Source organism: Clostridium sp. UBA5119 (assembly GCF_002414285.1).
GTDB lineage: Bacteria > Bacillota > Clostridia > Clostridiales > Clostridiaceae > Clostridium_J > Clostridium_J sulfidigenes.
This window is the reverse complement of sequence record NZ_DHYX01000009.1, coordinates 1-14,889: the sequence shown is the minus strand read 5'-3', so window position 1 is coordinate 14,889 and position 14,889 is coordinate 1. Positions and strand designations below refer to the sequence as shown.

The 14,889-nt window shown below is 26.7% G+C and carries 11 protein-coding genes and 1 tRNA gene; 11 read left to right on the top strand and 1 reads right to left on the bottom strand.

Annotated elements, in window-relative coordinates; translation table 11 throughout:
* The first annotated feature begins 30 nt into the window (after positions 1 to 30).
* From B2671_RS00860 to B2671_RS00810, 11 genes are all read left to right on the top strand, one after another.
* Positions 31 to 106 (top strand) — tRNA-Phe (locus B2671_RS00860).
* Between the two features lie 176 nt (positions 107 to 282).
* Positions 283 to 636, top strand: coding sequence for a hypothetical protein (locus B2671_RS00855; protein ID WP_346868710.1), 354 nt, complete (start codon positions 283 to 285; stop codon positions 634 to 636).
* A 14-nt stretch (positions 637 to 650) separates the two neighbouring features.
* Positions 651 to 1,376: a viral A-type inclusion protein gene (locus tag B2671_RS00850; protein ID WP_346868709.1), complete on the top strand. Its 726-nt coding sequence runs from the start codon at positions 651 to 653 to the stop codon at positions 1,374 to 1,376.
* A 310-nt stretch (positions 1,377 to 1,686) separates the two neighbouring features.
* Positions 1,687 to 4,071 (top strand): hypothetical protein, encoded by a 2,385-nt coding sequence (locus tag B2671_RS00845; RefSeq protein ID WP_346868708.1) that lies wholly within the window; start codon positions 1,687 to 1,689, stop codon positions 4,069 to 4,071.
* Complete coding sequence (locus B2671_RS00840; protein WP_346868707.1) at positions 4,072 to 4,998, top strand: ABC transporter ATP-binding protein; 927 nt, start codon at positions 4,072 to 4,074, stop codon at positions 4,996 to 4,998.
* A 12-nt stretch (positions 4,999 to 5,010) separates the two neighbouring features.
* A complete protein-coding gene (locus B2671_RS00835) occupies positions 5,011 to 5,880 on the top strand; it encodes an ABC transporter permease (RefSeq protein ID WP_346868706.1) in 870 nt (289 codons plus the stop codon).
* Complete coding sequence (locus B2671_RS00830; RefSeq protein ID WP_346868705.1) at positions 5,877 to 7,418, top strand: hypothetical protein; 1,542 nt, start codon at positions 5,877 to 5,879, stop codon at positions 7,416 to 7,418. The genes B2671_RS00835 and B2671_RS00830 overlap by 4 nt, the downstream gene beginning before the upstream one ends.
* Before the next feature lie 14 nt (positions 7,419 to 7,432).
* Positions 7,433 to 8,416 carry a MoxR family ATPase gene (locus B2671_RS00825; protein ID WP_346868704.1) on the top strand — a complete coding sequence of 328 codons (984 nt, stop codon included), beginning with the start codon at positions 7,433 to 7,435 and terminating at the stop codon, positions 8,414 to 8,416.
* A 1-nt stretch (position 8,417) separates the two neighbouring features.
* Positions 8,418 to 9,299, top strand: coding sequence for a DUF58 domain-containing protein (locus B2671_RS00820; protein ID WP_346868703.1), 882 nt, complete (start codon positions 8,418 to 8,420; stop codon positions 9,297 to 9,299).
* Positions 9,300 to 9,310: 11 nt separating this feature from the next.
* Complete coding sequence (locus B2671_RS00815) at positions 9,311 to 11,098, top strand: VWA domain-containing protein (RefSeq protein ID WP_346868702.1); 1,788 nt, start codon at positions 9,311 to 9,313, stop codon at positions 11,096 to 11,098.
* 59 nt (positions 11,099 to 11,157) lie between these two features.
* Positions 11,158 to 14,025 carry a VWA domain-containing protein gene (locus B2671_RS00810; protein ID WP_346868701.1) on the top strand — a complete coding sequence of 956 codons (2,868 nt, stop codon included), beginning with the start codon at positions 11,158 to 11,160 and terminating at the stop codon, positions 14,023 to 14,025.
* A gap of 116 nt (positions 14,026 to 14,141) precedes the next feature.
* Here B2671_RS00810 and bcp read toward each other — a convergent pair whose 3' ends face one another.
* The gene (gene bcp, locus B2671_RS00805) at positions 14,142 to 14,615 is read right to left on the bottom strand and encodes a thioredoxin-dependent thiol peroxidase (RefSeq protein ID WP_346868700.1); all 474 of its coding nucleotides are present in this window, start codon (positions 14,613 to 14,615) and stop codon (positions 14,142 to 14,144) included.
* Positions 14,616 to 14,889: the final 274 nt, after the last annotated feature.

Sequence of the window (14,889 nt, the reverse complement as noted above, 5' to 3'; positions counted from 1 at the left end):
GAGGGTAGGTTGTTGCCAGGTTTTTAACGTGGCTCGATAGCTCAGTCGGTAGAGCAGAGGACTGAAAATCCTCGTGTCGCTGGTTCGATTCCTGCTCGAGCCACCAAGAATCTAGATTTTATAATCTAGGTTCTTTTTTTATTGGGTTTTTATAACTAATATAAGCTATAGTATAAATCAATTAAATTTTATTTGTTTTAGTATTTTGGATAATTACTCTATTAATATAAAATATAAGAATACGATAATTAAGTAATGGAGTTTGATAGGGGTGAGAGTATTATGGTAGACAGAACATATCTTGATACTGAAAAACTTACAATTTATGAAAATAGAAAAGTTAAAAAGCTTAATAAATCAAATAGAATTAATGATGATTTAAATAATAACAAGAATAAAAATTTTAAGGAGCAATTAAATAAATTTAAAAAGCAACCAACTAAAGATAATATAAAAAAAGTAGACAAAGATAATGAGCCAGAAGAAGATATTATAGTGGCCGAAAGTCTAATTGATTTAATGAATGAGAATAGAATAATAACTGAAGTTGTAAGAGAAAAGTTATTAAATAATCCAGAAATAAGAGATTATATGGATAAAGAAGAAGAAATTTTAAATACCATTATAAATAAATAAGGGGGATAAGGAAAATGAAAATAAATGCAATAGGAATAAATATATCACAAAATAATAATATTAACAAAACAAGTGCATTGTTTAAAAATATTAAGGTGGATAAAGAGAACAAAGAAAGTAAAAGTTTAAAATTCAATAATAAAAATAATCAAAATGAGCTACTTAATAATTTTGAAAAGATAAAGCAAGAATTGCTGCACCAAAAGGAAGCTTTAAGAGAAAAACAGATGAGTCCAGAAGAAAAAAAGTATAAAATGGAAGAAATAAATAGTAAAATTCAAGAGGTAGAGGCTCAAATACAACAATTATTAATGAATGAGAAGCAAAAAGAAATAGACAAGAAAAAAGAGGAACTTGAAGCAAAAAAAGTAGAAGCAGAAAAGAATAAAGTAAATGAGGATGAAGTAAAGGATGGAGTTATAATATCTGCTAGTTTGAATGAACTAATAGAAATAAGTCATTCTACTGAATACATAAATAGATTAAAAGATATAAAAAATAGATTAAAAGTTGAATCGGGATATATTAAGCCTAATGAAAATTCTAATTCGTATAATAATAAAAAATTAACTAGCTTAAGTAGAGGTATATTGAATATAGAATCTAAGATATCCAATGAGATAGGAAATATAAATAAAAATGCTAATAGGATGAAGGATAAAATTAAGAATGAAATTGATAAATTAGAAAACAATGAAAATGAAGAGAAAAAAGCTGAAGAAGAATTACAAAAAAAATAAATATAAATATAAATGTAGATAGGTTATACAAATAAAACTTATCTACATTTTTTTTATAAATATATATTTTATATAGATTTTTAGAAAATTATTTCGTAAATAAATTGTAAGTATTATATAAATAAATTGTAATGTATTTGTAATAAATTTACTAATTAAACTATGTTAAAATTAAAGATGTAGTAAATAAAAATAAATAAATATAAATAAATATAAATAAATATAAATAAATATATTCAATTTAAACCAAATATATTTATAGATTAGAAATAAATAATAGATGTTTTTAGATTAATTAGGGGGTAAATTAATGATTTTAAAAAACAAATTAATAAAATCCAGGTTCATACTGACTATATTAAGTATAATTTTTATATATAATATTTTAAATTTCAATATAGCAAGTGCAATAGATAATAAATATAACATAAATTTAAAAGCTTCTTATGGGGTAGATGGAAGATATAAAGTTAATAGTAAAACTCCTATCAATTTAGTGGTTACTAACAATGGGGTGGAGTTTCAAGGGAAGATACAAATTGAAACATTGGTTCCAGATACAAATAAATATGATTTAAATACTGAAAGTATAAATATTGCTGAAAATACAACTAAGAGCTTGTGGTACAACATAAATATTGTGAATAAGTTTAAAGTAAGGTTAATTACAAATAATAATGAAGTTATACATGAAGAAACAATCAATGTTAATAAAGGAAAATTAAATGATGGAGATATATTAGTAGGTATATTGACTGATGATTTTAATGGTTTAAATTATATATCTAATATTAATGTCAATATGAATAATAATCCTGATATGGGGAATAAAAAGTTAATTCCAGTTAGTATATCAGAAGAAGTTATAGAGAAAAATTCTAAGTCTTTAGATGTTATTGATATGATAATTATAAATAATTATGATACGTTAAAATTAACACAGGATAATATAACTAATTTAAATCAATGGATATCTAATGGAGGAATTTTAGTAGTTGGTACGGGAGAAAACTATAAAAAGGTTATAGGTGGTATTAACAATAAAATTATAAATGGTACATTTTCTGAAGCTATATCACGGGATATGAGTATTGGAGAAAGTAATGTAAATATATTAGCAGTGAAAATGAATATTGAAGATTCTATGAGCTTATTTGAGGATAATAATTTTATAAGCAAAGTTATTAAGAAAAATGGACAGGTTATTGTATTTCCATGGGATCTATCTACAGAAAAGATTTCAAAATTAAGTAAAAACAATTTAATATGGGGAGAAATAACATCAGATTTTGATAGTAGAATTAATAATAGTCGTGAAGGGTTTTGGAATTTAAATTCATTATTAAGTACAGTTAAGGATATAGGATTGCCATCTTTTCAGCTTATGATAATACTTTTTATAATATATATATTAATTATAGGCGTACTAATATATATTGTATTGAAGAGGCTAAATAAAAGAGATTATGTATGGCTATTAATACCCATAATATCTATTGGGTTTACAGTTCTTATATATTTTATAGGCAGTAATTCAAGGGTTCAAGACATTATAGCTAATAAAATAAATATTGTATCAGTAGATTTAGATGGACAGACAAAGATTGAGAGTTATCTAGGGGTGTTAACAGCTAAAAGTAGAAAAGTAGTAATAGAAGAACCAGAAGATATAAATCTAAATCTCATAGAAAATACCAATGACTATTATAGATATAATAATAATTATAATAGCAATGAAAATGCAATTATGAGATTAAATATGATAAAAGAAGGGGATAAGACATACTATAATTTTGGTGAAGTATCTTCGTTTAGTCCGGAATTTTTTCAGGTTAGCAATTTTAATACTACCTTTGAACCATTGGAGCAGGAGTTGAAATTTTCTAGTGGCAAGCTAACGGGATATATTACTAATAACTTAGGGTGTGATATTAAAAAGTTAGTAGTTATGACTCCATATAAAATATGGGATTTAGGAAGTTTAGCCAATAGTGAAAAGATATCTGTAGAGGATAGTGATAAATTTACTTCAGCATTAAATATGTGGGAAATAACTAATAAAATTAGAGATGATAATTATAATAATGGTAATAAAAATAAAGATAATAAAAAGTATGAGTTAAGAACTTGTGAGTTGTTGGACTATTTATATAATAGCTCTATGTATGATAATAATAAAAATACTTCTAAACTAATTGCGGTTACAGAAAAGGAAGTAGAATATGATTTAAAAGTAAATGGTAAAGCTCCTTTGAATAAAAATGATACTATATTCATTAATGATATAAATATAAGTTATAAGTCAGAAGATGGTACTATAGAATATCCATATGGTTATTTTGTACCATATATAATGGAACAAAGTAATGTAGATGGAAATTATGACCCTAATGAAAGAACAATAAGTGGGAATTTAGAATTAATACTTAGTTATCAATTACAAGAAGAAGATGTAATTATACAAAGTATTAATTTTCAAAAGAATTACTCTCAAGGTAGTTCCAAAATGAAGGGTGAATATAAAATTTACAATTGCAAGATTAAGGATTATGAAGTATTAAATTTTGATGATGAGTTAAGCTTAACTAACATAGAAGACTACATCTTAGATGGAAATATTAAAATTAAAATTCATGGCAATAATGAAGAGTGGACTAGGATTCCAGATATTTCTGTGAAGGGTAAGGTGAAGTAGGTGTTAACTATAATAAATCTTGAAAAGTTTTATGGTAAATATAAAGCAGTTAATGGATTAGATATGCATCTAAAAAAAGGGGATATATTTGGATTTATTGGTCCTAATGGAGCAGGAAAAAGTACAACTATGAAAATCATTGCTGGACTATTACCTGCTGATGGTGGAGAAATATATGTAGATGGGATAGATGCTTTAAAGGATAATAAAAAGTTAAAAGAAAAAATCGGATATATGCCTGATTTCTTTGGGTCTTATGAGAACCTAAAAGTTATAGAGTATATGGAGTTTTATGCATCTATTTATGGAATTATAGGAAAAGAATCAAAAGATTTGATAATGGATTTACTAGAATTAGTTAACTTAGAAGAAAAAAAAGATGCCTATGTAGACGGATTATCTAGAGGGATGAAACAAAGACTTTGCCTTGCAAGAAGTTTAGTTCATAATCCAGAGCTGTTAATTCTTGACGAACCAGCTTCAGGAATGGATCCTAGATCTAGATTTGAGATGAAGGGTATTTTGAAAAATCTTAACGACATGGATAAGACGGTTATCATAAGTTCTCACATACTCTCTGAAATGAATGAAATTTGTACATCAGTTGGAATTATAGAAGAAGGTAATTTGATATACTCCGGTGGTATAAATAACTTACTAAGCAGAATGAGTAGTACTAATCCATTAAAAATAGTAGTAAGAGATAAAGTTAAGGAATCAAAGGTTATACTTAGTGAACTTCCATATATAACAAATATAAAGGAAAATTCAAAAGAATTTACAGTATTTTTCAATGGAGGAGAAATAGAAATATCTAATACTATTAAGGCTTTGGTATTAAAGGATATACCTATTGTTTCTTTTACTCAAGCAAGTGAAAATTTAGAGGATGTATTCATAAAGATTACTGAAAAGGAATCGAAGTAGGGGGAAAGAATTATGAAAATTAATCCTATATTGAAGAATGAAAGCAAGGTAGGAGTTAGAACCTTCAGATTTAATTTAATGGTTATGTTATATGTAGGGATACTTTCAATAGTAGCTATGTGGGCTTATTTTATTATAAATAGTGATAAATATGGTATGGGAATAAATTTAAGCAAATTTACAATACTAAGTTTTGCTTTAGCTTGTGGGCAAGCGGTGTTATTGATGTTTATTGTACCAGTGCTTACAGCTACATCAATCACAGGAGAAAGAGAAAGGCAGACATTAGATATTTTACTTTCAACTAATCTGTCGCCTATGAAAATAGTTTTAGGAAAATTAATGTCAACTGTAACTAAAGTTGCCTTATTAATTATTAGTACTATGCCAATATATGCTATAAACTTCTTAGTTGGAGGTACTAGTTTTAAAGAATTAATTATATTAACAGTATTTTTTATAAGTACAACTATATATGTGGGATCTATAGGGATATTTATGTCTACTATATTTAAGAGTTCAAAATCTTCAACGGTGGCAAGTATATTAACAGTTTTATTTATTGTAATTGGAACTATTATAATAGGTTTTGTTGTGATTAGTAGAGATTATTATGATGCATTATCTAATAATACAATATCAACATTTACAATAAATCTACCATTTTGGTTATATATTAATCCAACTATTGAGTTTATATATATTCTAATTAAACAGAATGGAATTTTATACTTTGCTCCTGATTTAATAAACTATATGAATTTAAATAAAATATTTGTTATATCTTTAATAAATCAAGGAATAGTAACATTATTGCTAATATTACTTTCAGCATGGAGATTAAATCCAGTAAGAAAATCAATTATTAAGGTGAGAAGATGAACAATATAGATAAACAAATTACAAAGTTTATAAATAAGGGTGGAAAAAGAATAAGACTAAATGTATTTATAGAGAATTTACTAGTGTCACTAATAGTGGCATTAAGTATTTCCTCTATTGCAAGTGTATTAGGGTTATTTATACCCATATATAATTTATTTGAAATATGCTTTATTATATTTACTATATCTATGAGTATTTATATATTTATATATTTGTATAAGCTTAGACCAGATAATAAAAAGGTAGCTCTTAAGCTAGATTCTAAGGGTCTTAATGAGAGATTAATTACTTCATTAGAATTAATAAATAAGGATGACAACATATCAAATGCACAGAAGGAAGATACCATAGAGGTAATAAGAGAAATTAAGATTTCAAAAATTACTCCGTTTCACATAAAAAGAAAAATTTTATATAGGTTAACAACTATTTTAACAGTTTTGATTATAATTTTATGTATTCCGACTACTGCTAAAAATCAAGCTAGGGAGATTAGAAAGATTAAGAAGTTTAATAAAGAAGTAATGGAAAAAATAAAGGATGAGAAAAAGGAGACTAAGGGTAGTGAGGAGTTATTAGAGGATGATAAGTTAGATATAGTAAAGGAATTAGATAAGTCTATAGATGAAATAAAGAAGAGTAAAAGTAAAATAGATACAGAAAAAGCTTTAAATAAGCTGGAGAAAAAATTAGATAATATAGAGAAAAATTTAGATAGTGTGGATAGTAAAAATAAAATACAGAATATTTTGAAAAAAATAAATATAAACAAAGAACAGACAAGTGAAAAATTAGCTATTTTAAATAAAATAGCTAAGGAGTTATCTAAAGTTGACAAAATGAAAGAGCTTAGTGAAGCTATAAATTCTCAGGATGAAGATAAAATTAAAGAAGCTTTAGATAAATTAGGGAAAGATTTAAAGAATTTGAAAGATGAAGATAAAGAAGAAATTTCAAATAATCTTGAGAATATATCTGCTAATATAGCAGATGAAAATTTAAAAGGTGCATTATCCTCTACAGCAGCATCCATTAGTAGTGGGAATATAGATCTTAGTAAGTTACAAAATGCTTTGATAAGTTTAAATAAGGATTCCATCAATGATGATAATGGAGATAGCAATAAAGGTACTGGACCACAAAGTAATCAAAGTGGAAATGGAACAAATGGCCAAGGGAATGGTAACGGCAATGGCACAGGTAATGGAAGTGGAAATGGTAGTGGTTCAGGAAATGGAAGTGGATGGGATACTGGAAATAAAGAAAATGGAGAAGGAAAGCTTAACAGTGGTGAAAAAGTATTTCTTCCAAATAGAGGTACAGGTACTGATGATAATTTAAAAGGAAATATATCAGAAGGCGGAAATTCTCAAAGTATAACTACAGAGAATGGAGTAAACATAGCTGGAGATTCTATAGACTATGAAAAAATTATTCATGAATATTCTAATAGTGAGATAATAGGACTTAAAAATAAATCAATACCAAAATCGCTGCAAGATTTAATAAAAAAATACTTTGAAGAATTAAAATAAGTATGGGGTGTAAAATGGAGATAAATAAGCAATTAATAGAAGACACTGTAGAAAAAATAAATAAGTGTGAAGTCGAAATATCTAAGGGTATCATAGGTCAAAAGGATGTAATAAGAAAGGTTTTAATAGGAATTTTATGTGGAGGAAATATACTTCTAGAAGGAGTACCAGGACTTGGGAAAACTCAACTAGTTAAAACTATTTCAAAGGTTCTAAAGCTAAGTTTTTCTAGAATTCAATTTACACCGGATCTTATGCCGGCTGATGTAGTTGGAACAAACCTTATTGTTAAAGATAAAGAAGAAACTAAATTTAAATTTGAACAAGGCCCTATATTTGCCAATTTAGTTTTAGCAGATGAAATCAATAGAGCTACTCCGAAGACTCAATCAGCTCTTTTAGAAGCCATGCAAGAAAAAACTGTTACCGTAGGAAGAACCACATATAATTTACCTAGCCCATTTATGGTTTTAGCTACACAAAATCCAATAGAGATGGAGGGAACTTATCCCCTTCCAGAAGCTCAGATGGATAGATTTTTATTTAAGTTAAAAGTCGATTTTCCATCCTTAAATGAGTTAAAGGACATTATGGATATTACTGTTACTAATAACAATGTAAATTTGGAAGGGATACTCACAAGTGAAGATATATTGGCTATGAGGTCTATTGTAAGAGAAGTACCTATGGCAGAGGCAGTTAAAGAATACGCGCTAAAACTCATATTAGCAACTCATCCTGAAAGTGAATATTCTAATGATTTTGTAAAAAAGTATGTAGAAGTAGGAGCAAGTCCAAGGGGAGCTCAAGGTCTTTTTAATGGTTCTAAGGTGGAAGCTATTTTAAAGGGTAGACTAAATGTGGCCTTTGAAGATATAAATAATATTGCATATGCAGTGTTGAGACATAGAATATTCCTTAATTTTGAAGCAGTATCAGAAGGTATAACTACTGATATGGTTATTAAAGAAGTTATTAAAAGTTTGAAGGTTATATAAAATGAACAGGAAATTTGATAAAGAATTTTTTAAAAAACTAAATAATATTAGTATAAAATTAAATCTTAAGTTATCCAAAGGAACTCAAGGAGGGCGGAAATCTAAAGCTAGAGGAACTTCAGTAGAGTTCTCAGATTTTAGAGAGTATGTTCATGGGGACGATTTTAGAAGGGTAGATTGGAATGCTTATGGAAGATTTGAAAAATTATTTGTAAAACTTTTTATGGAAGAAAGAGAAGGTAACTTTAGTATATTTATAGATTGTAGCAAATCTATGGATTTTGGAGAATTTAATAAAGGGAACATGGCCTTAAAAATAGCAGCATCCTTAAGTTATATTGCTATTAATAATCTTGACAGGGTAAGAGTTGGTGTGTTAAAGGAAGAGGGAACTGAACTATTTAACAGGTCAAGAGGAAAAGAATCTTTTATAAAGATTATAGATGGCTTAGAAAGCTTAGAGTTTAGTGGTAAAACAAACCTGAAATCACCTATATTAAAAAATAGATTTACTAATATAGGTATGTCTATTCTAATATCGGATTTTTTAATTTCTAATGGAGAAGAAGAAATAGAAGAAATAGTGAAGTATCTTACTTATAAAAAACAACAGGTTGTATTTATACAAATATTATGCAAAGAAGAAAGAGATCCTGAGATTATGGGAACTAAGAATATTATAGATATGGAAACTAAGGAGGAAGCTAAAGTATCAATAACACCAAAGATATTAAAATTATATAAATCTAGGATAAAAGAACATGAGAATATGTTAAAAAACATAGTTAAAAAGTATGGTGGAACTTTTATAAAGGTAAATTCGGAAGAGGATATAGAAAAAATAATTTTAACAGATTTATTTAATCATAAACTTTTAGGGTAAGGAGGAAATTTATGAGCTTTTTGAATATATGGCCATTATTTTTTTTAGTAACCATACCCTTTTTAATTTTATTATATATTTTAAAGGAAAAATCTGAGGATCTCTCAGTATCATCGTTAATATTTTGGCAAGAAATATATAAAACACTAGAAGTTAATAGTCCTTTTGAAAAATTAAAGAAAAATATTATGTTATTCCTCCAAATATTGATTGCATTATTAATTATATTAGCTCTTATGAATCCATTTATAAGATTTTTTGGTAAGGAATATACTGATTTAATAATAGTAATAGACAACTCAGCTAGTATGTTAGGTATAAATAAGGAGGAAACCTGTATAAGTAGAGGAAAAGCTATAGCTAAAGAATATATAGAATCTGCTACAAATGGCACAAAGATATCTATTATTACAGCAAATAAGGATGTGGAGGTATTAGTTACAGCATCAGAAAATAAGGACTTAGTTAAAGATAAAATTGACAGCATAACTAAAAGTTTTAGTCCAGGGGATTTAAAGGGTTCTATAAAATTAATTGAATCAATGACTAAAGAGCTAAAAAATTATGAGGTGTTATTTATAACTGATGAAGAATTAGACATAGGAGATATAAATGGAAGAATAGTTTATTTAGATAAAAACAAATCTAATATATCTATAGATAATATTGCTCATAAAATAGAAGATGGAAAGGTATCAATAATATCAACCATAACAAATAGAGGAAATGATGATTATAGTGGAGATTTTTATCTTTATGGGGAAAAGGAATTACTAGAAGCTACTTCCATAGAATTAAAAAAAGGAGAAGAGATTACACTTAATTTTAATATAGAAGATACTGATATAGATTACTTAAAAGGTGAAATATCAGGAAAGGATGCCATATTAGAAGATAATACATTTTATCATGTAATGAAGAATAATGATGATAAAAAAGTATTGCTTGTAAGTAATAAAAATGTTTTTTTGGAGAAAGCTTTGTCTGTAGTTAGTAAGGCAGATGTAATAAAAACTAATGATATAAGTAATATATCTGAAAAAGATAGATATAATTTATATATTTTTGATGGCATGTTAGGTGAATATATGCCTCAGGATGGTAATATTTTAATAGTTAATCCAACAGAAAATAATTTATTTGGTGTATTAGGTGAACAAGCTGGTGGAGAAGCTGTGGTAGTTAGTGAAGATATACCTAAATACCTTCAGAATATGACTTTTATAGCATCTAAAATAAAGAAGACTGAAATGCCGTCATGGGCAAAGTCTTTAATAAATATAGGAGATAAATCTGTATTATTTCTCGGGAAACATAATAATCAGAAAGTTGCTGTAGTAAATTTTGATTTTCATGATACTGATTTACCACTTAAATCAGAGTTTCCTATGCTTATTGATTATATATGTGAAGAGCTTATAGATAGAAATATAGTTAATAGTAATTATATTGGTGGAGAGGATATAAAAATAAATGGAAGCTTTGCATATGATGAATTAATTTTAACTACTCCCAGTGGAAGAGTGCATACTATAGAGAATGATAGTATATTAAAGGAAAATTTAGAGCTTGGAGTTTATGCTATAGAAGATAATAATCATAGTTTTAATGAAATATTCTCTATTAATTTTCCATCTATTGAGGAAGGAAATATAATGGAGGATACTATAGAAGATATAGAAGCTAGATCAAATAACAAGGGTAGCATTAAAGGTATGTTAAATATAACACCTTATATAATAAGTTTAATTATGCTTTTAATTATTGTGGAATGGGTTTTGTATAAAAAGGGATATTAAAGTATATATTAAAAATTAATTTTTTATAGCTATATAATCATTAGAAAGGGGGGACTGGAGTGAACTTTGAAATTGAAAAAGTATATTTGTTATTTTTAATACCACTAATTTTCATGGTAATGTACTTGATATCTAAAAAGATTAAATTTAAAGATAAAGGTATTAGTTTTATTAATATAAATAGGTTTATTATTATAACAATACTTATACTTGCTATGTGTAACATAAGTATAAGTATTAAGACAAAGGATTCATCAACGATACTTTTATTGGATTTATCTCATAGTATGAGTAATTATAAAGGTGAAATAAAGGACTTTGTAAAAAGTGCTATAGAAGATTCACCATCAAATAATAAAATAGGAATAGTTACTTTTGGTGAAAATCAAGAAATAGAACAGTTCCTTACATACTCTAAAAGCTTTAATGATATTCAAACTTCTCCAATTGGTAATACTACTAATATAGAAGAAGCAATAAAATTTTCTTTAAGTATGTTTAAAGATAGTGACTATAAGAGATTAGTTTTAATTACAGATGGAAAAGAAAATCAAGGTGATATATTAGAAACGTCTACTTATTTTAAAGATAATAAAATTGATTTTCAAGTATATAAAGTAGATAGTGAACAAGTAGAAGATGTATATATAGAAGATATAGATATACTTGATAAAGTAGCTATAGGAGAAGAATTTTCTGTAACTGTAAATATTAAATCTAATATTAAGACAAAATCAAAGGTATCAGTATATTCAGGAAGAGAAAAAAAAAGTGAAAAAGAGATTGATATAGAAAAGGGCGATAATACATTTTTATTTAAAGATATTCAACATAAAGGTGGGTTTAAACCATATAAAGTAGTTATAGATCCAGAAAATGATGGAATTTCATATAATAATGAATATACAACATATACTAATATAGTTTCAAAACCAGAGATTTTAGTAATACAAGGAAAAATTGGTGAAGGAAAGGGACTTGAAGAAAATCTAAAGACTATAGGTAGTAGTTATACTATGATAAATCCGAGTACTGCACCTAGATCTATAAATGAACTTATAGAATATAAGGGAATATTTCTTTGTAATACCCATGTAGATGATTTACCTAAGGGTTTTTTAGATAATGTGGAAAGTTATGTGAAAGATTATGGTGGTGCAGTTATAACTACAGGGGGAGATAATTCTTATGCTTTAGGGGGATATAAGAATTCGGTTTTTGAAGAGATACTTCCTGTTAGCTCTGATAAGAAAGGTAAAAATGAAATTCCGGAGATATCTTTAACGTTGGTATTAGATAGATCTTCTAGTATGCTGTCTTCAGATCAAGGAAGTTTTAGTAAAATTAGTTTAGCAAAAGAGGCTGCAATTAGATCCCTAGATAATTTAAGAGAAACTGATAATATAGGTGTAGTAACTTTTAATACAGAATATAGCTGGGCAGTACCTATGCAAAAGCTATCTAACAAAGATACGGTTTCTGATAAAATTAATGGTATTATAGCTGAAGGTGGAACGTCTATATATTCAGCGCTAAATGAAGCTTATAACAAGCAAAAAGAAAGTAGTGCAAAAATAAAGCATATAATACTATTAACAGATGGACAAGATGGTATGGGAGAAAATGAATATAAAGCTTTAATAAATGATATTAAGAAGGATAAAATGACTTTATCTACAGTGTCTATAGGTACTGATAGTAATAATCAATTGTTAGAATGGCTTAGTAATAATGCTGGGGGGAGGTACTATCATAGTGATATATATACAGATGTACCAAGAATATTTGCAAATGAAATATTAATATCTACTGGGGAATACCTAATAAATGAAGAATTTACTCCTAAAGTATCTGCTCATCATGATATTTTGAATAATGTTATAGATGAAGGGAAATTTCCACATCTTTTTGGTTATGTAGGTACTTCTATAAAAAATACAGCTATAGAGATAATGACTTCTCATATGGATGAACCAGTTTTAGCAGCATGGCAATATGGTATTGGTAGAGTAGTAGCATTTACCTCAGATGTAAATGGACAATGGAGTAAAGATTTATTAGCATTTGAAAAAATACCACAACTTTTTAGTAATATAATATCATGGACAATGATTGATTATGATAGTAGTGGAAATTTAAGTATTACACAGGAAGGAAGTATTGCAAAAGTACAATATGAGACTAACAATCATGAGGATAATAAGAAGGTTAAAGGAGCGTATACCTTTGAAGGAAACACTACGTCAGAATTTGAATTAAAACAAGTATCACCTGGTAAATATGAAGGAAATGTACCTATGAGTGAATTGGGATTCTATAGTTTTAACATTACTGAAGAGTTACAAGGTAAGATTATAGCTAGTCAATTAGGCGGGTTTGCATATCAATATTCTCCCGAATATAAATTTCAAGAACAATCTAATAGTTTATTAGCTTTAGTAGAAGATACTGAAGGAAAAATTATAAATTCTGTAGAGGATATATATGAGATAAAGAGCAATAAGGGCCATACTAAAAGAAACATAACTAATTTATTATTAATAACAGCTATGTTATTATTTTTATTTGATATAACTTATAGAAGATTAGGTTTAAAGAGGTATATAAATAAGAAGCTCTTTTATAACATTAAAGAAAAGATATATGCAATTAAAATAGAACAATACAAAGAAGAAAATAATACTATAAAAGCAAAAAAGATAGGTAGTTTAACTAAGAAAAATAAAGAAGAAAAAAATATATTTAAAAAAGAAATTATAAAAACAGACCTAGAAGAAAAAAAGCTAGATATAAAACAGGAAAAAATTAATATAAAGCTTATAAGCATATATAAAGATAGACTTAATAGGGATAAATCCAAAAATCAAAATAGGGGGCTTAACACAGGTGAGTTATTAAAAAAGAAGCGTGAGAGAAATGAAGATTAAAATATATGTTTAAATTAAAAATGAGCAACACTTTTATTGTAAGTGAAAGGGTTGCTCATTTTAATTATATATAAATAGTTAGATGTTTTGTTAAGAATATGTTTTAAATGATATACCTATACTAAATTTTCTTTAATGAAGTTAACTACTGCATCTACATGACCTGGAACTTTAACTTTTCTAAAATCTTTAACTATGTAGCCATCTTTATTTATTATGAAAGTACTTCTTTCTATTCCAATAGTCTTTTTACCATACATATTCTTTTCTTTTATAACATCATATAATTGACAAACAGATTTATCTTCATCAGCTAACAAAAGAAAGTTAAGTTCTTGCTTCTCAATAAACCTTTCATGAGATTTAACACTGTCTTTACTAATTCCAATAATTACTGTATCTAATTCATCTAATATTTCTTTGCTATCTCTAAAGTTTATAGCTTCATTTGTACAACCTTGGGTATTATCTTTTGGATAAAAGTATAATACTATATTTTTGCCTAAGAAGTCACCAATTGAGTGAGTATTGCTATCACTACCCATTAAAGAAAAGTTTGGAGCTTTTTTTAATTGTAATGTATCATTCATTATTATCATCCTCCTAAAGAAAATTAATACTAATAATTAACTAATATCTATTATTAGTATTATAACATTAATGAGGATTAAAATATACAGAAAGTCTAGAAAAAAGGATTAATATACATATATAGTAAACATATATAAGGATACTTGTCCTAGCGTATCAATACAAGAAAAGAGAAGTATGTTGGTGAAAAATATAGGAATATATGAATATTATCTAGCTAACAGGTAAATAATGAAGTTGAATCTATTTAAGATCATGATAAGATAAGTCTTG